Origin of the sequence: Fodinicola acaciae (assembly GCF_010993745.1) — a bacterium.
In the GTDB taxonomy this organism is placed as follows: domain Bacteria; phylum Actinomycetota; class Actinomycetes; order Mycobacteriales; family HKI-0501; genus Fodinicola; species Fodinicola acaciae.
In genome coordinates, this window is sequence record NZ_WOTN01000004.1 from 1,362,263 (window position 1) to 1,384,314 (window position 22,052).

The window sequence follows — 22,052 nt, forward strand, 5'->3', positions numbered from 1 at the left end:
TCCCCGTGTCCTCGCTCATTCGCCAGCGTCCCCGAACTCCGGCCGAGGAAACTCGACGGTTGATCCGTCGATCACGCCAGGCGCCGCCTGGTCGCCGTCCACCGCCGCCAACTCCGCGAACGTGTTGTGCCGGCCAGGTGCGTACCAGGCCGCGACGCGGTGAATCTCGTCATCGGAGACCCACCCGAACCGCATCCGTGCCGGTTCCGGCATCCCGTCCAGCACCACGTACGCCACGCCTTCCTGCCCGATGGAGTCGATCAGGTCGGCGTACGCGCCGCGATCCCGTGCGCCGTCGCCGAGCACCAGGTCGACCTGGCCGTCCTCGACCAACCGCAGCGCAATGCGGGTCGGGAACAGATCCCGGAACGGCAGCACCTCTTTACGCGGGTCCTGCAACGCGGCCAACAGGTAGATCCCCACCGCACGACCTTGTGAAGCGAGCAATGCCAACGCGGCAGCGATCCGTTTCTTGGCCTCACGGTCGATGACGTACGCGGTCAGCGACGCCAGCTCATCGATGATCACCACAACGGCCGGGCTGTCCTTGCTCGGCGTGTGATCCCGCGCAACACCACGCAGTTTCGCTTGCCTGCCTTGCATTTCGACCACGAGATCTTCCAAGAACTCGGCGTAGGCGATCTCATAGGAGCGCTTGCGGTCAGGATCGGCCGTGTCGTCCTCGCCGTAGCAGAACCGGTGAAACAGCGACCGGCCGAAGGCCAGTTCCATGCCGCCTTTGGGATCGATGACCCACAGCTGCACCCACCCATCGTGCACCGCACCGGCCAAGGACCGGATGACCGACCAGATCACTGAGCCTTTGCCCGATCCGGTGGCGCCGGCGACCAACACATGCGAGCCGGCCAACCGCAGCGTGTAGAGCGCACCATCTTCACGAATCGCGACCGGCAGCGCCCGCAGGTTCGGGACACGTGGAATTGCCAGCGGCATAACGGTTTTCGCCAACCGGTCTCGCTTGATCAGCGTCAAGACAACGCGGTCGGGGTGGTCGCGGTAGCGGACCCGGTCGAGCAGCCGCAGCAGCCAGGCGAGGCGGCCGGTACGGTCCGGCGCGATCGGCGGGGCCGAGGAGATCCGGCACTCACGAACACCGAACGTGCGCGCCAACTCTTCCGCGCGATATGTGTAGTGGCCCGGTTTCTGGCCCATCAACATGCGAACGGTGACCCGATCTACCCACCGATTCGCCGATACCCACACCAACGCCGGCAAGTACTGGCGATGGTTGTACGTCGCGTCCAGCTTGCATAGCGTCATCGCCGGCCGCCACCGGATCTGGTACTTCCACATGTGCCGAAACCGCGAGACCGCCGGCCACAGCGCGAACCGATGAAAGAGCGCCGGTTTCCAGACAGCCCAAGCCGTGAGCGCCAGGCCAACGACGCCGACCGCGATCACTGGGACCGGCCACCCGTACTGGACCCACAGCCACCCCAGCCCGACCAGCGCGGCCACGTCGATCGGATGCATCACGACCCACCGCAGCAGCCGGCCAATAGCCCGCAGGATGGCCAACGGTACGGCCCACTTGTCGCGTACCTCGTCCTCGGAGACGACCACCAAGCCGGTCGTTTGCTTCGCTCCGCGCGGCCCGATCATTCGTGACCACCGCTGTCGTTGCTCGACGCCGGCCAGCCGACCGAGACGAATTTTCCTTTGCTGCGACCGAGCGCGCCGAAAGACAGCTGGTCGTCGCACGACATGCACGCCGCGCCTTTGTCCAAACCAGTCGTCAGCGCACCGCATCGGCCGCACCTCGCCGCGCGCATACCGCGACCGCCCCGTTTACGCTTACCCATGCCAGACACTCGCTTTCCCCTCCCTGTGGGGAGATCCCGTTGTGTGGTTGCACCGTGTGCGAGGACCGGGACCGGCCAGGCCGCCAAACCGAGACCGGCCCCGTCCTCGCGCACCCAGCCATCAGCCGAGCTGGTGATTGATCTGTTGCGAATCCCGCACCGGTACGCGGACCCGAGTCAGCAACGCGGCACGGAACGCCGCTTTCGTCTCGTACTCCCGCAGGCCAGGGAAAAGGACCTCTGCCAACGAATGCGCCTGCTTGGCCTCGACGTACGCCGCATCGTGCAGCAGCCGGCCGCGCGCATCGCTGGACATGTTCGCCCGCCACGCATCGCCGACAGCCCGCGTACACGCCACCATCTCGACCACAGCCGCCGCCAAAGCGGTCCGGTCAACCTCGTTTTTCTTGCGGCCGTTGCTCATGAGGCCACCGCCGCCGTTGACGGGCACGTGCAGTTGGGGCAGCGATCAGAGACCGCATTTCCTCGATGCAGCGCCGCATGCAGCAACGCGTCTCGGAACGTGTTTGCCTCACCGTCGCCGGTCAAGAAGGTCTCCGGATAGAGTGCTTTGGCAACCTCGTACATGCTTCGCGCGAAGAGCGCGCAGGCCGCCTCACGCGAGTCGTCCTCCGTCGAGTCCAGCCGATAGACCAGCCGTGCCCCGGCGACCGTCATATCCCGGGTGCCGGCGACCAACGCGACCACGGCCGCCGTGAGTGCGCCCCGGTCCACCTTGACAACGTCCACTCCGGTCACGACCGTGCCCCAGCGGTCTCCGCAGACGCCTTGCCCGCCGCTTTGGCCGTACCGGTCGTCGCCGGCTGTTTGAAGCCGGTTGCGAAGTACGCCCAACCGATGCCTTTGAACTCGCCCTGCCCGACCAGCCGAGGCGAGACCTGCAAGCCCTCCAGCTCCACCGGCCGCATGCCGAGCACGTTGTCCCCATTGCCAGCCGGGACCGGCTGAACGTCCCCGAGGAACGTGATCTCGATGGAGTGGTTCTTTGCCTTGCCGGCGCTGGGATCGATGAAGATCCCCTTCCACTGCCGCTTGCCGGTTACCTCGTCCACCCGCTGACGCACCGGACGACCCGCCGCCCGCTCATCCCGCGACTGGTACTCGGTGTCGGGCTCCACGTCGCCACAAAGCAGGAGCCCCTGCGGGAAAACCAGGGCCTGCTGCTCGGCGAACCGGTGCCTGTTCTGAAGCATGCAATCCTCCGCGTCTCGTACGTCTGCACGACGACTTGTGTCGTCATGTTGTCGATCATACGTCGGCAACTCGACTCGTCAAGTGGTGAAGCTACTCGAAGTTGATCATCACTCTTCGGAGTTTCCGTGTCACTGCTAGGCTGTCGCGCATGTCAACGGTTGTCGTCCCGCTTGGTTTCGAATCTGGGGTTATCTGGCTCGACGGAGAGGCGCAGCACCAGGTCACGCTGCCCGACGCGTCAGCGACTCTTCCCAAGGATGCATGGTTGGTCTGGTGGTCAGCATTCGCAGACTCTGAGACTGCGGCAGCTCTTACGCTTACGCGCCAACGACTTGCAGATGTTACGGGCAAGCTCGGAGTAGTTTCGCCGGATGAGCACATCAAAGCTCTCTATGCAGATGGGTTGTTGGCGGACTTCGACGTCAGCGCGCCGGAGGAATTTTTCCGACACCACAAGCTCTACCCTCTTGCTGACGGCCTTGGAGAAGTTGAAAAGGAAAGTGGAAAGTTCCAGATCGCTCGTGAAGGGAACGCGCTGCTCGAAGTCAATCTTCACGTGTATGCCATCTGGTGCATGAGCATGTATGACTCATCACTCTGGACAACCATCACGCGGTACGCAACCGACATCAACGCGCCAGCCGAGGAAGTCGTTGAGTCCGTCGCTCGTGCGCTGCCCGCGATCGTTGCCAACCGCTGCGGCTTTCTCCAGTCGTCATGAGTTTCCGGAGCGGCAGAAGCGAAGCCTGGAAGCGTAGCTATTCCCAGGCGCTGACTCGCACGGGTGTCCCTGATCCTGCTGCTCAAAAGGACTACACGGCCAAGCAGAAGGAATCTCTCAAGGGTTCCGCTTTAAGTACGTCGCTATCCATAATTGGCACCGGAGTCGGCAGCGCATCTCTGCTACTCACGTCGGGAATCGCTGCCTTTGCTGACAAAGTCGGTCCCAGCGTGGGCGGAATATTGGGAGCCGCAGGCCTTGCGCTGTTGGCCAAGGCTGTAGTCGACCTGCGCGCCTCACAGAAGAAATCGCAGAAGTATCAGCAACAACGTCAACGCGGACAGCGGCCGGAAGCTGAGCCACTTAACGAGATCGATCGTGTCGAGCACGAGTCGACCGTCCGAGACGAGCAGATCGAGGCCCGTCTCGACGCCGAAGGCCGTCAACGCACCGACGACCTGAACGAGATATCAAACGCGATTACCACAGTCGCGGAATCGACTCCGAGAAAGGATGAGGTCTACACCAAGGCCGAGGTTCAAGGGATAGTCCAGCAGGCCATCGCGCAGGCGACAGCGCCGCTACACGACGAGATCCGTCGATTGCATGATCGAGTCACGCGCGAGGAGGCGGCCCGTCAGGTCGCGGATGCCAATGTTCAGGCCGACGTTGCCCGGGTTGATGCAGAAGTCAGTGAGACCAGCGCGCGAGTCACGGACACGCAAGCAGTCACGAACGATCTGACGAACGGTCTCAACCATGTCAACGATCGGTTGGACGGCCAGGGCCGTGTGGTCAACCAGCATGCCGACGTGCTCAACCACTTCAACGTCGGACTCGGCGGCCTGATGCAGGTAAGCAACGCCCACGCCGACAACCTCGACACGCTTGGCCGTCAACAGGCCGGAGAAGGCGCACGGCGCGGTCGCCGAGGCGATCCGGCGAACCAACCGCCAGCCCCCGCCGCGCGGGCTCATCCAGTGCCCCCGCCGCCGCCCGGCCAGCCAGGTACCGCCGAGACCGTCAGGCAAGAGCCATGGGGCGCGCAGCAGAACCAGAAACCGGAGCCGTTTCCCAACGCTCAGCGAAGACAGCAGGGGCCACAGCCAGGCCAGGGCCGTCCGTCCGGCAGCCCGACGCCGGCACCGCAGCCGGGCCGAGGTCCGCGACCACCGCGCCGATAGCGCTACGGCAGCAGATAAGCCGTTTCGAGAACATGGCGGGTCGGTACGTACACGGTGTCCAGCGCCAGAATCGGCGCGTTTGATCGGTCGTACGCGACCACCAGTGCGACAAGGACGGGGGAGCGCCGTTCGATGTCCAGGGCGCGCGCCTCGTCCGCGGCCGCCGTACGAGCGGACAGGGTTTCGGTGGCGTGGCCGAAAGCGACTTCCCGACGCTGGCGAAGATGGTCGAGGATGCCCGAGGTCAAGGGTGCTGACGCTTCCAAGTCGGTATCTGCCGCGTGCTCGACGGAGATGTAGAGCGTCGACAGCTCGACCGGCCCCAGCTCATCGACCGTGGATATCCGCCGTCTGGCTACGGTCGGCGTACCGACTGGAATCTGTAGGGCCGAGGCAATCCGTTGCGGGCAGTGCACTCGACGGGTTTCGAGAACCCGCAGCGGTGCGCCAACGCCATCAGTTTCGTTGCCGTCTAAGGAGTCTGTGATGTAGCCGGGCAGGGACTCGACTTTCGTCTGCGGCCTGCCACGTACGATCCGGCCGCGTCCGTGCTGCGCCTCGATCCAGCCGTCTTGCGACAAGATCGATAGTGCACGTACGACTGTCACGCGCGAGACCTTGAACTCGTCGCCCAGCTGCGATTCGCTCGGCAGCATCGACCCAGGTGGGTACGTGCCGTCCTCGATACGTTCCTGCAGCGTGTTCACGATGACGACGTATCGAGGCGGCGTCACATCCAGTGGCATTGTGCCCCACCGCCCGTATCATGACATCGACTCGACTTGTCGAGAGGTTAGCTTGACATCGGATTTTGCGCAAACCGCGCAGCATCTGTGTAGCCCTCGGGGAAGAACACGATCTGCGTTCCACCGCCGTGGCCATGGATGGTCTCGATGTCATAGATCGAGTCGAAAACGCAGATCTGTTGCACGCCGGTTGTCGCGCCGCGCCAGCGCAGTACGGCCTTGTTGTCGTTGTACATGACACCCCAGGCCACGATTCCGATGCCGGAGATGCCCGACGGGTCGCTGTTGCGTACGAGTGCGAACACGTGCGGCCGGTCGGAGATGTCGACCGCAGGGAGCTGTAAGACGGGATCAGGCACGGCTGTGCCGACCACGTGAATCTGCGTCCTCGCCGTCCAGCTCAAACTCGATGTCGATCATGTCGATGATCGTCTGGTAGGCCAGCGCTTTGCCTGCGAATTGGGCGATTCTCCGCTGGTCACCTTGCGTGCGAGCGACATGCAGCGTTTGAGTGGCGTCGAGCCTCGCCTGCACTATCTGCCGTCGCAGCGACAGCACTTGCCCAATCATGCTCATCCCGCCACCAGTAACAATCTCATCGATAAGGTCCCTCGAAAGCGTGGAGGGCACCAGGGCAAGTGGACTGCTGACCACGAAGCAAAGGAGTGGTCCCGTCTCGCCTGCCCTAGTGCCGGCTTGATGCGACCAGGCGCTACCCGGCCCGGTCTTCAGTAACCCAGACGACGAGCACACCGCGTACGACACCGTGCCCGCCGCAGTCCAGACACGAACGTCGCCGTAGTCGCCGGTCACGCTCGGCGCCGTCCCACGCTCGCCGAGCTGTCACCACCAACCAGCCTCGCCCTTCACAGGACCGGCAAGGGTCCTGCGTCGAGCGGCCCCGATCTTCCGCTGACTTGGCCATGACAACAGGCTGGCCGCCGGACGAGGTCAAAGACAGATCAACTTTGAATAGTCAAAGTTGGCATAACTGAGAGACATCCGGGGCTGACGCCGACTTAGAATCGACTACCGTGGCACTTGTGATCGTGACGCTGAGTCATGCGGGAGGGTTGTAAGTCGGTGACGGGATACGACCCGATCGAGGTGCCGCCCGAGTTCTGGGAGGACCCGCGAGTTTTGGCTGCCCTCAAGGCCAAACACGTCGGGCGGTTGTTCGCCGTACTCACCCGCTGGCCGTACACGTTCACGCAAACCAGAGTCGGAACTGCCGTAGGCATGCAGCAGCCGCTGGTCAGCAAGTACATCCGCGAGGTACACCAGGCCAAAGAAATGCACGTCTTTAGGCGCATAGCGGATGGCCTGGAGATGCCCGCGCACGCACGTGCGCTCTTTGGTCTCTCGGATGACGGCGAGGATGGTCGCGGCAGCGCCATCGTCGTACGTCCGCCAGCGGTCCCGATCGTTCCGGCGGACCTCGACCAGGTCGAGCAGCTGCGCCAGGCCCTCGACGCCGCCCTGCATGATGGCGCCATGGCCGAGGCGAGCCTCGAGGACTGGGAGCGGACCGTATCCCGCTACGGCCGTGCGACCCGCGACCGGTCGGCAGATCTCCTGTTCAACGACCTCACGACGGACTTGACGGACTTGCAGACCGCGCTGACCCGATATCGATCGGCATCGGCGCTCCGGCATCTCACCCGAGTGACGGCCCAGCTGTCCGGGCTGATCTGCCTGACGCTCGTCAAGATGGACAACCGCATCGCGTTCCGCCGTTGGGCACGTACCGCACGCCACGCCGCAAGCGAAGCAGGCGACCCGCTGACGACCTCTTGGGTTTTGGCTCAGGAGGCGTACGGCCACTATTACAGCGGCGATCTGATCGAGGCCCTGAGTGTGGCTGAGCAAGCCCAGGTGCTCGCCGGCAAGTCGGCGGCTGTCGGAGCGCCGTTAGCCGCAGCTCTTGAGGCTCGCGTGTACGGCATGATGGGCCGCCGAGCCGAAACACAGGCCGCCTTACACCGTGCCGAGGAAGGCGTCTCGCGACTTGAAGGCGATGCACTCGCGGCATCGGCCTTTGGCTACAACGAATCGCAGCTGCGGTTCCATGAAGGCAACGCGTACACCCATCTACGCGACAGCGACTCAGCGCGCGTCGCGCAGGAACGCGCGCTAGAACTCTGCGCGCCTGGTGACTTTACTGACTGGGCCATCACCCGCCTGGACCGCGCTAACTGCCTGGTCTACGACGGCGACACCGCCGAGGCCATGTCGTACGCGACGGAGACGTTCGAGCAGCTGTCTACCTCGCAGCGCGAGGGAATCATCACGCTTCGCGGACAGGAGATCCTGACCGACGTACCGGCCAAGGACCGGCTGTCCGCACCTGTTCAGCAGTTCAAGGAACTCCTGATGTTGACCTCGCAGCCCAAGAAGGAGAAGCGATAGTGGCTCAGATCTTGCCGGCCAAGTCCTCGGACGCCGGCGCAATCTCGGATCTTCTCGAAGAGATGGACCGCTTCTACGACGAAGAGTCGGAGGCACGAGAGGATCGCATCCGCCAGATCAACGACGCTCTCTTTGGTGACCCGCCGATCGCGTACTCGTTGCTCGCTTGGGATGGCGACGAGCTGGTCGGCTTTGCCTCTTACTCATACCTCTGGCCGGCCGCCGGCCTCACACACTCGCTCTTCCTGAAAGAGCTGTACGTCGCCGAAAAGGTCCGCCGTACTGGCGTCGGCCAGCAACTCATGCGCGGCCTATTCGACATCGCCGCCAAGCGCGGATGCAGCCGAGTCGAATGGCAAACTGACCAATTCAACGCCAATGCACAACGCTTCTACGAACTGCTCGGCGTCAAGCCCAATCCCGGCAAGATCTTCTACCGCGCGGACACTGGCAGCCTATTGAAGTGATCTTGGGGCGTCGATTGTTATCGCTAGTGCCGCCGAAATCGGACCGCTGCGCCGGTTGAAGATGTAATTTAGGCCATTGTCGGCCGGCGAGTCTGCAATATGTCCGGCCTCGCATTCAAGTACCAAATCCACAATAAAATTTTCCAAACGCCAACCGGCTTGGTTCTGATTTTGCGAAAACGGATCGGCAAAAGATCGCAGTAGTTCACTATACGCTGGACTATGGCCGTCTGGCTGACCGATCAGTGCTGCCCGTAACTGGCTCGCGGGAAGGACGCGACAGCCAACATCGCAAGAGCCGCCAACCTGATATCCGGCTGGCAGAGGCTGCGTTACCTCGTGCGGTATCTGCCATGGATGATAGAGAAGGTAGTAGACAGGGACACCTTGGTGTTGCTCGAACTCTCCAATTGATTTGTACTGCCGAAGTCCGGTCACCAGCGCTTTATACCGAGACTCTGTGTTGAACCCAAACTGTCGCGGGGTGGTTATATCGCCCCACTCGTCGTCTTGTTTGTAGAGTCGACCAAACCCAACTAAGTAGTCTAGAGGGCTGTCTTCTTCCCAGTTCTGCTCGTTAGGGTACAGGCGTTTAGACTGCAGCAGAACAACTTTAGAGCGAACTATTCTCCCCTCCTGCCGGAACTGGACAAGGATCCCGATATCCGCGATCTCCCAGCGACGCGTATGGTCTGGCCATTCCCCAAAATGGCGACCGCCGCCAAGATAATGAGTCCTGATGTCGACTATCCACCCTGAGGGGAACTGAAAGGGCGTCGACATGCCCGCAAAATGTTGGATAAATGTCATGTCGAGGGACGTCTCCCAAGTCGTCGGGATACGTGACACGATTGCTGACACGCGCTCGTTGCAAACCGAGAACGTATCCCGTAGCCACGTCTGCACGTCTGTGGGGATCGGAATGGGAGGCGTCAATTCTGCTCCGTAGCTCGAATGCGAACTAATTCTGCATTTACGGTCGGTCAGGTTGTGGTGAGATCCAGGAGATCTTGGTAACGACGTGCAGTAGGACCGTACTTGCAAGCTTCTACGATGTCCGGATTGCTCTGTAGGCGCTCTAGGGCGCTGCCGACTCGGGCTCGATCGTTCTTGAATAACTCTTCGATGATTGGCGCGGCCGAGTTGCTGAAGAATACGGGTCGCCGTCGGCCCGCCCCATAGCCCCCCTCTTCGCCGATATAGCACAGCGCCATCCACTTGGTCATATTCTCGTGGACTGGGTCGGGCGCTGCTCCAAGTCCACCGTATTCGGTGATGGAACGCAGCGGCCCGCCGTGTTCGGCATGGCTTCGCCAGTCGTGCCCAATGGCTATCAACTCCTCGCACCTGGTTCGGAAGAACTCTATCCGTTGCCCCTTGTTGAGATACGTGAGGATGCCAATCGCTGTGGCGACTCGAACCTCCACTGGTTCAAGCTTCTTTCGTCCTACTTTCTCTTGTAAGTAGGCCGCCAGTTCGATCCTGACTGAGTCGCGTGTCGCTGAATTCAGCTCTTTGAGGGTGGCAAATGCATTCTCGCGCACCACGTCTGGCGCCACGCCATTAAGCGCTAGGGCTGTGCCGACAAGGAACTTCAGAATTTCGGCCTGCCTCGTGTCTGGAGCACTCTTGAAATCTTCGATAAGCTGAGCTGTCGGCAGGGCCGGACCTGCCGCTTGGACAATCTCTTTCACTTCGGCAACCCGTAGGGGCTGCACAGGGTCTCGTGAAAGGACTGCGTCGATGCAAGTCGTAAAGATATAGATGCAGTCTTCAATGCCGGCTTCGTACTCCGAGTCTTCATGCTCAAGGTCTCTTCGGATGTCATACACCCGGGTCATTTTGCGCCATTCCGGACGTGTCAGAAGGCCCATGCGGTAGGCCAAATCAATAAGCTTCGCCGTCGAATATTCTTCGATCGAATCCTGCCCGGCAACAGTGGGCAAGCGGTAGGTCTTTGCGGCCTCCTGAGCAATATCAAGGCCTGCCATCTGTACCTTTTCGCGCAGGTCTTGGACGGCCGCATTGAATAGCCGCTGACATGCGCTGCTAGGGTCCACGGGAAGTAGTCGGCGAACTCTCTCAATTAGCCCTTTTGCTTGCCATTGTGGCCTGATCTGCAGCATCAGGTTAGGAATCTCGCCCGTCGCGACAAGTTCCGTCGCCGGTCGACCGCCCGCAACGACCGATGCGCGTCTAACAATCTCAAAATCGTCACTCATCTGGAGCCCCTGGTAGCTGGCAACGACTACAGTCCGCTCGCCTGGGACACCATTCTGTAACAGAAGGCGCGGACTTGGCTTCAACCGTTTGGCTACCAATCGCGGGCACTACGCGCCTACTCTTCGTCATCCGCTCGGCTGCTGAATTGCTCTGTATTGGATCAAGGGCGTGCCTCCGGCACGCCCGGACCGCCACGCCGCCGCTGCGGGCGGCGCTGGGGCGCCGTCCTCGGACGGCGGCCGCCCCGGACGACCGGAGGCACGCCCGCTCCGCACCCGAAGCACCCAGTACGAGTAGCACCAGGCCGAGCTGCCAACCGTCCAGCCGCGCCGTACTACTCGGGGGTCCTCGCCGGCCCCCGAACCCCCTGGCGCCTCCGAGAAGCCCGCCGGGACCCTGCGGTACGTGGTGCTGGTCGGTCTTCCCGCCGGCGCCAGAGGCAAGCGGACCGGCCCGGTACGGTCAACCGAGGAGCGTGGTTGACCGTACCGACCCGGCCCGCTGGGACTACGTCCGCCGACGGGAAGACCAACCAGCGCCACTCGCTTATGCCAGCGAAAACCCAGCACAAACGGTGACGATCAGCGGCATCCGGCGAGCATCAGCGAGAAGCCCGAAAAGACGTACGGCCAGCTAGACGGCATGATCGGGAACCAGTGAGCAGTCACGGAAAGTGGCGAATGGAAATCGAGCGGTTCCCGGTTCGAGTCCGGGTGTCGGCTCCACCATCTTCGCGTTGGGGACGTGCGTGCATGTGACGAAGGTGCTCGCGACACACCGTGAGAGCGGTCACTTTCGTTACATGAGAGGAAAACGGCTGCCAGCTACGGATGGCCGGGAGCGACAGTGGGGTCTGGCTCGGTCTCCACGTGTTCGTGGTCGGTGTGGAACTGCGTGTCGATCATGTCGATGACGGTCTGGAAGGCCAGCGCCTTGCCGGAATAGTGGTCGACCTTGCGCTGGTCGTCGCGCGCGCGGGCGCCGCGGAGCAGTTGGGTTGCCTCCAGGCGAGCGTGTACGACCTGGCGGCGCAGTGCCATCACATGGCCGGCGGTGGCGAGGCGGACGGCGATTTTCGGCAGAATAGTCATGGCGGACCTCGGGGTCGTTACGGTCAGACGGGTCCGGGAGCCCCGGTCCCCCGCCCTGCGTTTGCGGGAGGTCTCGACCGGACCCGTCCGACCTGCTTTTCATTCGTACGTACGCAAAAACTTCGGCTTCGGATGTGCGATCGGCTCGGTGCCGACCAAGGAGTCGGGCAGCTCGCCGAGCTCGGCGAGCGCGAGCTGCGCGTCGAGTCGCTCGGCGCAGCCGTAGATGTAGCCGGGACCGTCGCCCAGTTGCGCGGAATCCCACACGCCGCCGCAGTACGAGCAGGTGCGCGTGCCGACCTGCATGCTGTGCGGACGGTGTTGCATCAGGATCGACCGCGGTTCGTCCGACTCAGGTGACTCTGACATGCCGGGTCACGGGTGCCGGAATTCCCGATATGGCGTGAGCTGGCACCACACACCTCCTGTCTCGTCGGGGTTTTATGGCAGTGTCATGCGAAAAACGAAGGCGTCATAGCGATCCCGCGGATACGTGATGTCGGAGATCATCACGACCTGTTCGTCAGCGGCGATGAACCGCTGGTGAATGGTCGTGGCGAGTTCGCCGGCGCGTGTGCCGAGCCAGTTTTGGTGTGACGGCACCGGAATCCGGTCGGCGACGGTCTCCTCCAGATACTTCGCCGTGCGGTCGCGCGCGTCGGTCGGCTCGTAGTTGTCGGAAATCGAGATCGGCCGGCCGCCTTCGGTGGCGCGGACGATGACGTGTCTGAGCAGGTCGCCTTCGGCCACCCCGAAATCCGCCGCCAGCTCGGCGGTCGCCGGGATGTCCCGCTCCTCGCGGGTGACCTCGACGGTGTTGGCCGCGGCTTCGTTGCCAAACGACGTCTCCGGCGGCTCGAGCTGTCTTTCCGGAGAAATACGGACAAGTGTCGGCTGCTCGGCCACGAACGTGCCGCGGCGTTCCACGGTGCGCACCAGGCCCTGGTTGAGCAGCAGGCCGATCGCTTTACGGATGACGATCGTCGACACGCCATGCCGCTGCGCCAGCTCAGGCTGGCTGAGCAACTGACTTCCCGGTGCGAGCTCACCGCGACGGATCTTCCTGGCAAGCTCACCCGCGATGGCAACGTAGGCCGGCTCCGGCATCGCTCGGCTCCTGTCGACGATTCGACCAATCCAGCGTATACACAGTTGCGTATACGCACAAGGAGCTCAGCCGGCCAACCTCCAGCATTCGGCGACATCCTTGAGATTCCACCAGGAGACAAACGCGTCGTCCCGCTCGGACAGCCGCCAATTCGCCATCAATCGGTCGAAAAAGGCGTTGTTTCCGGTCATGCCACCTTTCGGTTGGCCGACAAACAAAAGTTGGCGTCCGCCGGCGGCCTCGAATTGCCGCAAAGTGTCCAACGCCATCGGGTCGTCCCAGCCGGGTGGCCAGCAAAGGAAAAGTGTCTGGTCGGAGCCCACGCGGTGCCAGTCCAGGCCGGTGGCGTCAGCGACCTCGAACCACGCGTCGGGCTGGCCGGGTGCGGCCGGGAAGGAGACGTTGTGCCGGTCCGCCGGCGGCCGTGAGTCGTACGCGACCACGTCCACGCCGAGCAGCGCCAACTGGTGAGCCCAGTAACCGCGGCCGGCGCCGACCTCGAGGAGCTGGTGGTCCCGGCAGATCCCGGCGATCCACCGAAGCGTCTCCGGCGACGGGATCGCGTACGCGTAGGCGCCCTGCAGGGTGACCTGCGCGTACGCGAGCCGCGCGCTGCCGTCCGGCTGGCCGCCGTCGACGTGCCGCCGGCCGGCGCGCTCGGTCACGGCCGGCGCGACGATGTCCCAGTACGGGTTGGCCGACTCGCCGCCGGTCATGTAGTGCAACAGCCGCAGGTCGAAGCCGCCGTCGGAGCTGCCGGCCAGCCGTGACGACGTGTCGAGATAGTCGGCGACCTTCGGGTAGTCCGCCTTCAGCCGCTGGTCGTCGTCCAGCAGCGCCACCAACTCGGCACGTCGCTCCGCGGTCAGTTCCAACATGACATCCATTCTCACCTAGACGTCGGCCGGCCGCTGCTCCTTCCGGAAGTTTTCGCTGCCAGGGACCGAATCAGGCCGGCGTCTCGGACAGGTCGCTGCTGTACCAGCGATCCGGACGTACGGCGTAGAGCACCGGATCGCTGTCCGGATGCGCGAACTCGTTCTGTACGAAGCCGTGCGCGTAGTCGTCCGGCATGTAGCGGCGTGCGATCGCGAACATCTGGTCCTCGGACGGCTTTCCGCTGCCTACGATCGTGCCCTCGACCGTCACGTATTTGTATGGCATCTCCTCGGTCTGCACCGTCACGGTGACCGCCCCGGCCTTGTCGATGGCCTCGGCCTTGCGCGTCTTGCGACCCAGCGTGTTGGTGAAGAACGTCAGCTCGCCGCCGGCTTCGTAGTGATAGAACACCGGCGATGCCAGTGGCGGCCGGCCGTCGCCGCTGGCGACGCTGACGATCGCGAGGTGCTGCGGGGCGGCCAGAAAGGCTTCGCGGCCGGCGGTGCTCATCGGTCCAGGCATGGTGTGCTCCTTGAGGTTGTCGTATACTTTGGGTGACTCAGAGTTTGACTCTCAAAGTGTTCGATTGTCAAGGAGATGTCGGTGACCGATTCCGTCGAGGCCTCGCTGGAGCGCGATCTGGCCGGACATCCCAGCGCCGATCCGGTCGCCGAAGCGGCGGTCAAGCGGATCGAGGAGATCGCCAGGAGGCACGAGGAGGCGCTGCGGGCCGCCGCGGCCAGCTCAGGCGTCTCGCTGGCCGACTGCCAGGTGATTTTCGAGCTGGCGCACGCGGATCCGGCCGAGCGTACGCCCAGTCATCTCGCCAAGGCGTTCCACATCACCGCCGGCAGCGTGACCGCACGGCTCGGCCGGCTGGAGGCCGGCGGTTTTCTCACCCGTACGGTCCAGCCGGACAACCGCGCGCAGATTCGGTTGACACTCACCGAAAAGGGCCACGCGATGCACGACCAGCTCGGCGAGCGCATCATGGGCGTACGCAGCCGGATGCTCACCGACGCGTTGCCGGCCAAGGATCTGGCGATCCTCAACCGGCTGCTTCGTCGCGTGTTGACTCACATGGAGGCTAGCGAGAGCGAAACCGCGCCGTGATCGGACAGCTGAACGGATCCTCGTAGCCCTTGCCGACGCGGTTCAGATAGCGAACGACGATCGCGTACGACTTGAGCAGCGAGGTCTCGGTGTAGGTGATGCCGCGCTCGGCGCAGTAGCGGCGCACGATCGGCCGCACGAGCGGCAGGTTGGCGCTTGGCATGCTGGGGAAAAGATGGTGTTCGATCTGGTAGTTCAGGCCACCCATCGCGACGCCGAGGAAGCGGCCGCGGACGTTTCGCGACATCAGCACCTGCCGGCGCAGGAAGTCGATGTCGGCACTCTTGGGCACCAGCGGCATTCCCTTGTGGTTGGGCGCGAAACTCGCACCCATGTAGACGCCGAAGACCATCAGCTGGACGGCGACGAACGCCAGTCCGAGCGGCAGGCCGAGGACGGCGACGGCCAGCAACGGAAATCCGACCAGCCGCGCGATGACCAGGGTGAGTTCGACGCCACGGTGGGCGATCCGGCCGCGGCCGAGGAGCGTACGCAGCGAGGTCACGTGCAGGTCGAGACCGGCGAGTGTCAGCAGTGGAAAGAAAAACCAGCCCTGACGCGCGGCCAGCCAGCCGGAAAGACCTCGGCGTGCGCGTGCGTCCTCCGGTGTGAAGACGAGCGCGCCGGCGGAGAGGTCGCCGTCCTTGCCGATCTGGTTGGGGTTGGCGTGGTGGCGCGAATGTTTGTTGACCCACCAGCCATAGCTGAGGCCGACCAGCGACGTGCCGACGACCCGGCAGAACCAGTCGTTTGCTTTTCCTGACGAGAAAATCTGCCGGTGCGCGCCGTCGTGCGCCAGAAACGCCATCTGGGTGAACAGGATGCCGAATCCGGCGGCGACCAGCAGCTGCAACCAGCTGTGGCCAAGCGTGAGAAGCAAAAAGAAAGCGGCGCCGAAAAGCGCCGCGAGGATGGCCATCCGGCCGGCATAACGGCCGGTACGTCGTCGCATCAGGCCGTTTTCCCTGACGATCCTGGCCAGCTCGGTGTAGTCGCTGACCGGGTTTCGCCGGCGTGGCGGAGCGGACAACACTGCAGTCATATTCTTCCCTCGGCGCGATAGTCGAAATCGTCGGCGTGATTCGACCGTACGGACCGAGCGACCGGACTGGCATCACTCACAGGTGTCGTCGCCGGCTAACGCTCAGGTAGCGTCGGCATAGCTCCGCGCGTGCCGGAGACATTTCTCGGCCAGCCGCCGGTAGGCCTCGGCCAGCTCCGGCGGACGTACGATTTTCAGCTCGGCGTGGAAAAGCAGCAGCCAACTGGCGATGCTGTCGAAGGAGTCGGCGCCGCAGTGCAGCACGCAGGACTCGTCGCCGGTCGGCTCGATCCGGCCGAAGGCGCCGTCGACCCACGGAGCCACCTTCGCCGCCGGTGCGGCGACCTCGACGACCGCGGTCACCTGCTGGATCCGCCGGCCGAGCTGCGCGACGACGTACGCGACGAGGTCGTCGCCCGGCGGTTCGCGATGTGCGGCCGGCCGATCCGTGGCGGAGAAGTCGCGCAGGTCGTCCAGTCGTACGGCGAGCCACTCGCTTTTCCAGACGTCCCAGGCAACCAGGTGCCATCGGCGGCCGGCGCGTACCAGGCTCAGCGGATCGAGCGTCCGCTCCTCACCGTCGATCGTCGCGGTCGACCGGCGCCGCTCTCGGCAGGCGACCGCCACGGTGACCAGCGTTTCCAGTGACACAGCCGGAACCGCCTGGCCGCGAATGGTGCCAGTGGTGGTCTGCCGCACCTCGGTCAGCGCCTCGGCCTGCCGGCGCAACCGTCGCGGCATCACGCCGACGAGTTTTGTCAGCGCACGTACGGCACTTTCGGTGAACGCCTCGTCGGATCCGCTGTATGCCTGCAAAGCGAGCACGGTCGCGACCGCCTCGTCCGAGTCGTACATCAGCGGCGGCAGGTTGGCGCCCGGCGCGAGATGATAGCCACCTTCGGCGCCGTGCCGCGCGTCGACCGGATAGCCGATCGCGCGCAGCCGGTCGACGTCGCGCCGGACCGTACGCGTCGAGACGCCGAGCCGCCCGGCCAGCTCGGGACCACTCCAGTCGTGCCGCTGTTGCAGCAGTTCGAGCAGGCGGAGCAGCCGGCCGGGAGTGTCCCACACTCGTCCACTATAGCGGACAAGTGCTGTCCGCATGGCCTTCTAGCGTCGAAGAAAGGTCCAGAGAAGGGAAAGTCATGAAACGTGTGATCCTGAGCGGCTATCGCACCGGCACCGAGTCCGCGACCTCGTTGACCAGGCTCGAGGAGGCCGACCCGCCGGCCGGCGACGTGCGCGTACGCACGACATATCTGCAGATTCCGGCGGTGACCGCCGACCTGATGCGCGCGGACCCCGGCCTGCCGATGCCGGGTTTCCGGATCGGGGAGCCAATCTGGGGACCGGGCGTCGGCATGGTCGTCGAGTCGCGCGACGAGCGGCTGCCGGTCGGCACGAGTGTCCTACACCGGAAGGGATGGCAGGACGAGGTCGTCGTGACGGCCGACGAGGTCTATCCGGTGCATCCGTCGCTTCCGGAGCCGTATTTCGCGCTCAACCAAGGCGTGACCGCGTACCACGGCATGGTCGACATCGCGGAAATCCGCGCTGGCGACGTGGTTTTCGTGTCCGGCGCGGCCGGCGGTGTCGGCTCGCTGGCGGGCCAGATCGCCAGGAATCTGGGCGCAGCCACGGTGATCGGCTCGGCCGGCAGCGCCCAGAAGGTCAGATATTTGGTGGAGGAGTTGGGTTTCGACGCGGCGATCAACTACCGCGACGGAGATCTTGCCGGCCAGCTCGTGAAAATCGCTCCGGACGGCATCGACGTCTTCTACGACAACACTGGCGGCGAAGCGTTCGAGGCGGCCGTCAAGGTGGCCGCGCATGGCGCGCGATTTGCCTTGTGCGGAGCGGTTTCCGGCCAGCTCGACGGCGGCGACGGCGCGTATCCCCGGCTCGACGTGATGACCGCGATCGTGAAGGAACTGGTCATCAAGCCGTTCTGTACGCCGCACACGCCGGACCAGGTCGCGGCCTGGTATGCGCATTACGGTCGCTGGCTCGCCGAAGGAAAGCTCGTCTATCCGCGTACGGTCGTCGACGGAAACGTCGAGGACGCGCCGAAAGTGCTCGACGACATGCTGGCCGGACGCTATCGCGGCAACGTCCTGCTCAGAATCGGCTGACCAGGGCGGGGACCTGCCGCTGCCGCGGCACCGACGCGACCGGCCGGTCGGTGACGGCGTTGAGGTCGATGCCGAGCTGGTGCAGCAGCATCGCGCGCTGGCGGCCCCAGGCGCGCGCGACCTCCGGCCGGTCAAGATGCGCCGACACGATGGTCCAGAGGCCCGGATTGCGCTCGGCCAGCGACCGGCACACGTCGCGGGCCTCGGTCTCGTCGGCGAGCTCGGTGTCCAGCCGCGCGGTGAAGGCGGTGAACCAGCGTTGGAAGGCGGCGAGCGCGAGGCCGTCGAAGCCGTCGAAGACGGCCGTGATCTGGTCGCCGTACGCGGCCAGGGTAGCGTCGAGGCCGACGCGCGGGATGTCCGCGGCGACGGCGGTCAGCAGGTCGTTGCGCCGGTGCGTCCGCCAGTACGGCGCGTTCGTGGCGCGCGGGTCGTGGCTGTTCATCGGTGTCTCCGTGGGATGCGATTTTAAGTGCTACTACATGTAGCATGTACACCGAAGATCACCACGTCAAGGTTGGCCGGGTCAGGTCACACTGTGTCGCAGCTCGCGCCGTACGGCCGTCAGACCAGCGGCAGGGTGCGGGCCGGCGTACGTGAGACGGCCGACATCCGCTGCGCGGACAGCTCCGGCCAGGCCTGCACGGCGCAGAATGGCGCGCACTGGTTGGCCGAGCCGTCGCGCGTACCGACATGGACGCAGCACTGCGTCAGCCGCTCCTCGATCATGGTGTGGATGTCCATGAACGGCTTCACGCTGATCCGTACGACCCGCTCGGCCAGCAGCCGGCGCAGCCGGGTGCGCCGGCCTGGCAGCGCCGACGCCGCGACGGTCATCAGTGTCTGCACGCCGAGATCGCAGTTTTGGCCGATGCTGCGCCACAGATCGCCGATCTGCGGGTGCGTCAGGCTGCTCTGCGCGGACAGCAGGCCGAGCAGCGACTCCTTGACCGCGAGGCGCAGCTCGCGCGGCAGCTCGTCGTCGGCGATCCGGTTGGCGACCAGGCCGAGGTGCGCGGCCAGCCGCTCGTGGCCGATCAGGCCGACCAGCGAACGCCAGCTGCCGCCGTCGTCCTTGAGCAGATAGCCGATGCTGCAGCAGTGCGGATGCGAGCAGGGCAGCGCGGTCAGATCGCGCCAGTCGACCAGGCCGCCGGTCTGCTCCGGCAGCCGCGCCAGCACGCCGGTGTGCGTGAGCCGGTCGTCGGGGTCGACGAAATCCGAGCGGCCGGAGGAAAACTGCGGTTGTACGCACACGCCACCGACGTACGGCGTGTCCAGCGCGACCTTGACCACATCGCCGATTTCGTTGTCGTTGACGCCTAAAGCGGCGGTCATCACCAGCGTCGAGAAGATCTCGCGCTCGGCCAGCCGCTCCAGCGCGAGCGTCTTGTGCCGGCGCAGGTCCGCGCCGCGGTGGTGCCGGGACGCCTCGGCGGACAGGCCGTCGTACTGCAGGTAGAGCTCGGCGCGCTGCCGGTGCTCGGTGAGCAGGTCGAGCAGCGCGTCGTCGCGCGCGATGCGGATCCCGTTGGTGTTCAACAGAATCCTGGTGATCGGCCGGCTGGCCAGCTCGGCCATCAGCTCCGGCAGTCGCGGATGCAGTGTCGGCTCGCCACCGGAGAGCATCAGCACGTCCAGCTTGCCGTTCTCCCGCGCCAGCCGTTGGTCCACATTGGACAGGATGTCGCCGATCGGCACGACGTTGCCGGCGCCCGGCGAGGAGTCGGTGAAGCAGGTGGGACACCGCAGGTTGCAGGTTTCCGCGATGTCCTGCAGGAGAATGCAGGTGTGCTGCGTCTGCATTTCGCCGAGGCCGCGCAGATAGCCGCCCGGCGCCGGCTCGAAGTTTCCCGGTGTGTCGGGGATGTGTTGCTTGGTCGGCGCGGTCCACCGCTCCAGATAGGCCAGGATTTCCGCGTTTTCGTCGTACATCGTGCGGATCAGGCCGTGCACCGGACAGCCGCGCTCCAGCCAGACCCGGTCGTCGCGCTCCACCAGCCGGCCGGAAAGTCGTTGTACGGAGCCGATCGGCTGGCCGCCGGCATGGCAGCGCGGACAGAACGCGTTGACGTATCGCAGGATCCGGTCGCCGCGCAGCCCCATGCCGCTGGTCATCTGTTTCCTCCGGAAAGCAGGGCGAAACACGCGACCACCAGGCCGATGATCGTGAGCGCGAGCAGCAGAAGGTGTAGGGCGAAGGCGATCAGTGTGCCGTAACATGCCGACTTCCAGACGCGTGGCACGCGTGGCACGGCGGCGCCCACGATGGCCGCGATCAGCGCGACGCAATAGAGCAGAATTTCCAGCGTCAGCACGGCGACGACCACACCGCCTGGCGGATTTGTCCGTACGAACAGAAAACCGGTGCCGATCGGCAGTGCCAGCAGCAGGAAAAGCGCCAGGCCACCGGCGAAACCGGCCAGCACCATGGTGCCGCGGCTGCTCGGCGGCTCGTCGCGCCACGGCGGCCGGAGCGCGGACGGCGGTGGTGGTTGGTTCATGACGCGAGGCCTTCGGCCGTACGCCATCGCCGCGGCAAGGCCGGGTCGTAGACGCCTTTGCGATATTGCGTCGTCACGCGCCAGCCGACCAGCACCAGGCCGGGGATCAGGAACCACTGCGGCCGGGTCAGCCCGAGCCACACCGTCTCGCTGGCCCTGGTGAACTCGATGAGGAAACGGAAAACCGCGTACCAGCAGATGTAGAGCGTGAGCAGCTCGCCGGGCGCGGTGAGCCGGCCGCGCAGCCACATGATCGCCGCGAACGCGGCCAGCTGGAAGACGATCTCGTACGCGAACGACGGATGCATGGCCGCGCCGGTCAGGCAGCCGGGGCAGTCCGGCACGGTCGGCGGCGCGTGAATGCCCCACGGCAGCGTGGTCGGCCGGCCCGGCGCCTCGGTGAGCAGGCAGCCGACCCGGCCGACGGCCATGCCGAGGGCGACGGCCGGCGCGAACAGGTCGCCGGTGCGTACCCGATAGCGGATCAGTTTTTTCGCCAGCACGGCGCCGAGATAGGCCATCGCGAGCGCGCCGAGAACGCTGTGCGCGCCTTCGTTCCAGGCCTCGGCGATGGTCGGGTTGCGGCTGGGGTCCAGATAGGGCGCGATGCCGGACAGTCGCATGCCGACCGCGCCGAACAGCGCCGCGCCGGTCATCACGACCAGCGTCTCCATGGTCAGCTGTCGCCTCCGTACCGCCTCGACCACGACCAGCGTCACGCCGGTGAGGATCCCCAGGCTCACGAAGAACGGATGCGTGAGCACCGGAAATCCGCCGAGGTGGAACAGGACAGGCAGCACCCGCGTCAGCATATGTGGTGTTCACGCGAGGTCGCACAACTTGCGCCGCCGTCTGCACGAAAGTCTCCAGGCCCGCGTGACGCGGTGCTCGATGCACGCATGGTGGCCATGCGCTCGTTCAACGCACGCATGGTGGCCATGCGTGCGTTCGGCGCAGGCGGGGGCGACCCTAGGGGCGTACGGCGGCGACGGCTTCGACCTCGACGAGTTGGTTGGCATAGCCGAGCTGCGCGACGCCGAGCAGCGTGCTCGGTACGTCGTGGTCGCCGAGGAAGTCGCGGACGACCTGCCACGCGGTGACCAGGTCCTTCTGGTCGTTCGACGCGACGTAAACGGTCGTCTTGGCGATGTCGGTCAGCTCGGCGCCGGCGTCGGCGAGCGCGACCTGCAGGTTGCGCATCACCTGGCGCGCCTGCGCCGCGTAGTCGCCGACGCCGACGGTCGCGCCGTCGGCGTCGAGCGGACAGGCGCCGGCGGCGAACACCAGCCGCGCCGGCGGGTCGACGGTGGCCGCGTACGCGTACTCGGCCACCGGCGACAGCGTGGTGCTGCGCACCAGGCGTACGGACGAGGTCATACGCCGAACCTAACCGTC

The 22,052-nt window shown here is 64.9% G+C and carries 27 protein-coding genes; 6 read left to right on the forward strand and 21 right to left on the reverse strand.

The window, feature by feature from the left end; all coding sequences use genetic code 11:
- Window positions 1-15: 15 nt before the first annotated feature.
- From GNX95_RS41940 to GNX95_RS41955, 4 genes are all read right to left on the reverse strand, one after another.
- Complete coding sequence (locus GNX95_RS41940; protein WP_163513704.1) at window positions 16-1,623, reverse strand: FtsK/SpoIIIE domain-containing protein; 1,608 nt, start codon at window positions 1,621-1,623, stop codon at window positions 16-18.
- A gap of 321 nt (window positions 1,624-1,944) precedes the next feature.
- Window positions 1,945-2,247 (reverse strand): hypothetical protein, encoded by a 303-nt coding sequence (locus GNX95_RS41945; protein ID WP_163513705.1) that lies wholly within the window; start codon window positions 2,245-2,247, stop codon window positions 1,945-1,947.
- Window positions 2,244-2,582: a hypothetical protein gene (locus GNX95_RS41950; protein ID WP_163513706.1), complete on the reverse strand. Its 339-nt coding sequence runs from the start codon at window positions 2,580-2,582 to the stop codon at window positions 2,244-2,246. The genes GNX95_RS41945 and GNX95_RS41950 overlap by 4 nt, the downstream gene beginning before the upstream one ends.
- Entirely contained in the window at window positions 2,579-3,037 is a 459-nt protein-coding gene (locus tag GNX95_RS41955) for a hypothetical protein (RefSeq protein ID WP_163513707.1), read from the reverse strand. The genes GNX95_RS41950 and GNX95_RS41955 overlap by 4 nt, the downstream gene beginning before the upstream one ends.
- 149 nt (window positions 3,038-3,186) lie before the next feature.
- Between GNX95_RS41955 and GNX95_RS41960 the strand changes: the two genes are divergently transcribed.
- Together GNX95_RS41960 and GNX95_RS41965 are read left to right on the forward strand one after the other, a co-directional pair.
- Window positions 3,187-3,759 carry a hypothetical protein gene (locus tag GNX95_RS41960; protein ID WP_163513708.1) on the forward strand — a complete coding sequence of 191 codons (573 nt, stop codon included), beginning with the start codon at window positions 3,187-3,189 and terminating at the stop codon, window positions 3,757-3,759.
- Window positions 3,756-4,943, forward strand: a complete 1,188-nt coding sequence (locus tag GNX95_RS41965; protein ID WP_163513709.1) for a hypothetical protein — start codon at window positions 3,756-3,758, stop codon at window positions 4,941-4,943. The genes GNX95_RS41960 and GNX95_RS41965 overlap by 4 nt, the downstream gene beginning before the upstream one ends.
- 2 nt (window positions 4,944-4,945) lie before the next feature.
- Here the strand turns inward: GNX95_RS41965 and GNX95_RS41970 are convergent, their stop codons facing one another.
- The 3 genes from GNX95_RS41970 to GNX95_RS41980 form a co-directional block, all read right to left on the reverse strand.
- Window positions 4,946-5,650 carry a GntR family transcriptional regulator gene (locus tag GNX95_RS41970; RefSeq protein WP_163513710.1) on the reverse strand — a complete coding sequence of 235 codons (705 nt, stop codon included), beginning with the start codon at window positions 5,648-5,650 and terminating at the stop codon, window positions 4,946-4,948.
- An 86-nt stretch (window positions 5,651-5,736) separates the two neighbouring features.
- Window positions 5,737-6,048: a hypothetical protein gene (locus tag GNX95_RS41975; protein ID WP_222854332.1), complete on the reverse strand. Its 312-nt coding sequence runs from the start codon at window positions 6,046-6,048 to the stop codon at window positions 5,737-5,739.
- On the reverse strand, window positions 6,041-6,502 hold the full coding sequence (locus GNX95_RS41980) for a hypothetical protein (protein WP_163513711.1): 462 nt from the start codon (window positions 6,500-6,502) through the stop codon (window positions 6,041-6,043). The genes GNX95_RS41975 and GNX95_RS41980 overlap by 8 nt, the downstream gene beginning before the upstream one ends.
- A gap of 270 nt (window positions 6,503-6,772) precedes the next feature.
- Here GNX95_RS41980 and GNX95_RS41985 point away from each other — a divergent pair, with 270 nt between their 5' ends.
- Window positions 6,773-8,098 (forward strand): NsdA family TPR-like regulatory protein, encoded by a 1,326-nt coding sequence (locus GNX95_RS41985; protein WP_163513712.1) that lies wholly within the window; start codon window positions 6,773-6,775, stop codon window positions 8,096-8,098.
- The gene (locus GNX95_RS41990) at window positions 8,098-8,565 is read left to right on the forward strand and encodes a GNAT family N-acetyltransferase (protein WP_222854333.1); all 468 of its coding nucleotides are present in this window, start codon (window positions 8,098-8,100) and stop codon (window positions 8,563-8,565) included. The genes GNX95_RS41985 and GNX95_RS41990 overlap by 1 nt, the downstream gene beginning before the upstream one ends.
- Here the strand turns inward: GNX95_RS41990 and GNX95_RS41995 are convergent.
- The 7 genes from GNX95_RS41995 to GNX95_RS42025 all read right to left on the reverse strand — a co-directional run bounded on the left by GNX95_RS41995 (window position 8,554) and on the right by GNX95_RS42025 (window position 14,388).
- On the reverse strand, window positions 8,554-9,426 hold the full coding sequence (locus tag GNX95_RS41995) for a hypothetical protein (protein WP_163513713.1): 873 nt from the start codon (window positions 9,424-9,426) through the stop codon (window positions 8,554-8,556). The two genes, GNX95_RS41990 and GNX95_RS41995, sit on opposite strands and share 12 nt — an antisense overlap.
- A gap of 122 nt (window positions 9,427-9,548) precedes the next feature.
- The gene (locus tag GNX95_RS42000; RefSeq protein ID WP_163513714.1) at window positions 9,549-10,787 is read right to left on the reverse strand and encodes a hypothetical protein; all 1,239 of its coding nucleotides are present in this window, start codon (window positions 10,785-10,787) and stop codon (window positions 9,549-9,551) included.
- Between the two features lie 825 nt (window positions 10,788-11,612).
- Window positions 11,613-11,879, reverse strand: a complete 267-nt coding sequence (locus GNX95_RS42005; RefSeq protein ID WP_163513715.1) for a hypothetical protein — start codon at window positions 11,877-11,879, stop codon at window positions 11,613-11,615.
- 99 nt (window positions 11,880-11,978) lie between these two features.
- Entirely contained in the window at window positions 11,979-12,248 is a 270-nt protein-coding gene (locus GNX95_RS42010) for a hypothetical protein (protein ID WP_163513716.1), read from the reverse strand.
- 72 nt (window positions 12,249-12,320) lie between these two features.
- Window positions 12,321-12,986, reverse strand: coding sequence for a GntR family transcriptional regulator (locus tag GNX95_RS42015; RefSeq protein ID WP_163513717.1), 666 nt, complete (start codon window positions 12,984-12,986; stop codon window positions 12,321-12,323).
- Window positions 12,987-13,052: 66 nt separating this feature from the next.
- Entirely contained in the window at window positions 13,053-13,865 is an 813-nt protein-coding gene (locus GNX95_RS42020) for a class I SAM-dependent methyltransferase (protein WP_222854334.1), read from the reverse strand.
- Window positions 13,866-13,935: 70 nt separating this feature from the next.
- Complete coding sequence (locus GNX95_RS42025) at window positions 13,936-14,388, reverse strand: pyridoxamine 5'-phosphate oxidase family protein (RefSeq protein WP_163513719.1); 453 nt, start codon at window positions 14,386-14,388, stop codon at window positions 13,936-13,938.
- 81 nt (window positions 14,389-14,469) lie between these two features.
- Between GNX95_RS42025 and GNX95_RS42030 the strand changes: the two genes are divergently transcribed.
- Window positions 14,470-14,979: a MarR family winged helix-turn-helix transcriptional regulator gene (locus GNX95_RS42030; protein ID WP_163513720.1), complete on the forward strand. Its 510-nt coding sequence runs from the start codon at window positions 14,470-14,472 to the stop codon at window positions 14,977-14,979.
- Here GNX95_RS42030 and GNX95_RS42035 read toward each other — a convergent pair.
- Both GNX95_RS42035 and GNX95_RS42040 read right to left on the reverse strand, forming a co-directional pair.
- Complete coding sequence (locus GNX95_RS42035; protein WP_163513721.1) at window positions 14,954-16,021, reverse strand: fatty acid desaturase family protein; 1,068 nt, start codon at window positions 16,019-16,021, stop codon at window positions 14,954-14,956. The two genes, GNX95_RS42030 and GNX95_RS42035, sit on opposite strands and share 26 nt — an antisense overlap.
- A gap of 102 nt (window positions 16,022-16,123) precedes the next feature.
- Complete coding sequence (locus GNX95_RS42040) at window positions 16,124-17,092, reverse strand: helix-turn-helix transcriptional regulator (protein WP_163513722.1); 969 nt, start codon at window positions 17,090-17,092, stop codon at window positions 16,124-16,126.
- A 74-nt stretch (window positions 17,093-17,166) separates the two neighbouring features.
- Between GNX95_RS42040 and GNX95_RS42045 the strand changes: the two genes are divergently transcribed.
- On the forward strand, window positions 17,167-18,153 hold the full coding sequence (locus GNX95_RS42045) for an MDR family NADP-dependent oxidoreductase (RefSeq protein WP_163513723.1): 987 nt from the start codon (window positions 17,167-17,169) through the stop codon (window positions 18,151-18,153).
- On the opposite strand, the gene GNX95_RS42050 is transcribed toward GNX95_RS42045, so the two are convergent.
- The 5 genes from GNX95_RS42050 to GNX95_RS42070 all read right to left on the reverse strand — a co-directional run bounded on the left by GNX95_RS42050 (window position 18,140) and on the right by GNX95_RS42070 (window position 22,034).
- On the reverse strand, window positions 18,140-18,598 hold the full coding sequence (locus tag GNX95_RS42050; protein WP_163513724.1) for a hypothetical protein: 459 nt from the start codon (window positions 18,596-18,598) through the stop codon (window positions 18,140-18,142). The two genes, GNX95_RS42045 and GNX95_RS42050, sit on opposite strands and share 14 nt — an antisense overlap.
- A gap of 119 nt (window positions 18,599-18,717) precedes the next feature.
- Window positions 18,718-20,271, reverse strand: coding sequence for a radical SAM protein (locus GNX95_RS42055; protein WP_187369771.1), 1,554 nt, complete (start codon window positions 20,269-20,271; stop codon window positions 18,718-18,720).
- Complete coding sequence (locus tag GNX95_RS42060; RefSeq protein WP_163513725.1) at window positions 20,268-20,657, reverse strand: hypothetical protein; 390 nt, start codon at window positions 20,655-20,657, stop codon at window positions 20,268-20,270. Before GNX95_RS42060 ends, GNX95_RS42055 begins: the two co-directional genes overlap by 4 nt.
- Window positions 20,654-21,457: a prolipoprotein diacylglyceryl transferase gene (locus tag GNX95_RS42065; protein ID WP_246281941.1), complete on the reverse strand. Its 804-nt coding sequence runs from the start codon at window positions 21,455-21,457 to the stop codon at window positions 20,654-20,656. The genes GNX95_RS42060 and GNX95_RS42065 overlap by 4 nt, the downstream gene beginning before the upstream one ends.
- Before the next feature lie 169 nt (window positions 21,458-21,626).
- Complete coding sequence (locus GNX95_RS42070) at window positions 21,627-22,034, reverse strand: RidA family protein (RefSeq protein WP_163513727.1); 408 nt, start codon at window positions 22,032-22,034, stop codon at window positions 21,627-21,629.
- Between the last annotated feature and the right edge of the window lie 18 nt (window positions 22,035-22,052).

What these genes read in the sequence shown, in the direction of transcription:
- GNX95_RS42020 (WP_222854334.1), bottom strand. Translation starts at nt 13,865, where the DNA reads ATGTTGGAACTGACCGCGGAGCGACGTGCCGAGTTGGTGGCGCTGCTG.
- GNX95_RS42045 (WP_163513723.1), top strand. Translation starts at nt 17,167, where the DNA reads ATGAAACGTGTGATCCTGAGCGGCTATCGCACCGGCACCGAGTCCGCG.
- GNX95_RS41940 (WP_163513704.1), bottom strand. Translation starts at nt 1,623, where the DNA reads ATGATCGGGCCGCGCGGAGCGAAGCAAACGACCGGCTTGGTGGTCGTC.
- GNX95_RS41945 (WP_163513705.1), bottom strand. Translation starts at nt 2,247, where the DNA reads ATGAGCAACGGCCGCAAGAAAAACGAGGTTGACCGGACCGCTTTGGCG.
- GNX95_RS42015 (WP_163513717.1), bottom strand. Translation starts at nt 12,986, where the DNA reads ATGCCGGAGCCGGCCTACGTTGCCATCGCGGGTGAGCTTGCCAGGAAG.
- GNX95_RS42010 (WP_163513716.1), bottom strand. Translation starts at nt 12,248, where the DNA reads ATGTCAGAGTCACCTGAGTCGGACGAACCGCGGTCGATCCTGATGCAA.
- GNX95_RS42025 (WP_163513719.1), bottom strand. Translation starts at nt 14,388, where the DNA reads ATGCCTGGACCGATGAGCACCGCCGGCCGCGAAGCCTTTCTGGCCGCC.
- GNX95_RS42050 (WP_163513724.1), bottom strand. Translation starts at nt 18,598, where the DNA reads ATGAACAGCCACGACCCGCGCGCCACGAACGCGCCGTACTGGCGGACG.
- GNX95_RS42055 (WP_187369771.1), bottom strand. Translation starts at nt 20,271, where the DNA reads ATGACCAGCGGCATGGGGCTGCGCGGCGACCGGATCCTGCGATACGTC.
- GNX95_RS41955 (WP_163513707.1), bottom strand. Translation starts at nt 3,037, where the DNA reads ATGCTTCAGAACAGGCACCGGTTCGCCGAGCAGCAGGCCCTGGTTTTC.
- GNX95_RS41960 (WP_163513708.1), top strand. Translation starts at nt 3,187, where the DNA reads ATGTCAACGGTTGTCGTCCCGCTTGGTTTCGAATCTGGGGTTATCTGG.
- GNX95_RS42060 (WP_163513725.1), bottom strand. Translation starts at nt 20,657, where the DNA reads ATGAACCAACCACCACCGCCGTCCGCGCTCCGGCCGCCGTGGCGCGAC.
- GNX95_RS42000 (WP_163513714.1), bottom strand. Translation starts at nt 10,787, where the DNA reads ATGAGTGACGATTTTGAGATTGTTAGACGCGCATCGGTCGTTGCGGGC.
- GNX95_RS42070 (WP_163513727.1), bottom strand. Translation starts at nt 22,034, where the DNA reads ATGACCTCGTCCGTACGCCTGGTGCGCAGCACCACGCTGTCGCCGGTG.
- GNX95_RS41965 (WP_163513709.1), top strand. Translation starts at nt 3,756, where the DNA reads ATGAGTTTCCGGAGCGGCAGAAGCGAAGCCTGGAAGCGTAGCTATTCC.
- GNX95_RS42035 (WP_163513721.1), bottom strand. Translation starts at nt 16,021, where the DNA reads ATGACTGCAGTGTTGTCCGCTCCGCCACGCCGGCGAAACCCGGTCAGC.
- GNX95_RS42005 (WP_163513715.1), bottom strand. Translation starts at nt 11,879, where the DNA reads ATGACTATTCTGCCGAAAATCGCCGTCCGCCTCGCCACCGCCGGCCAT.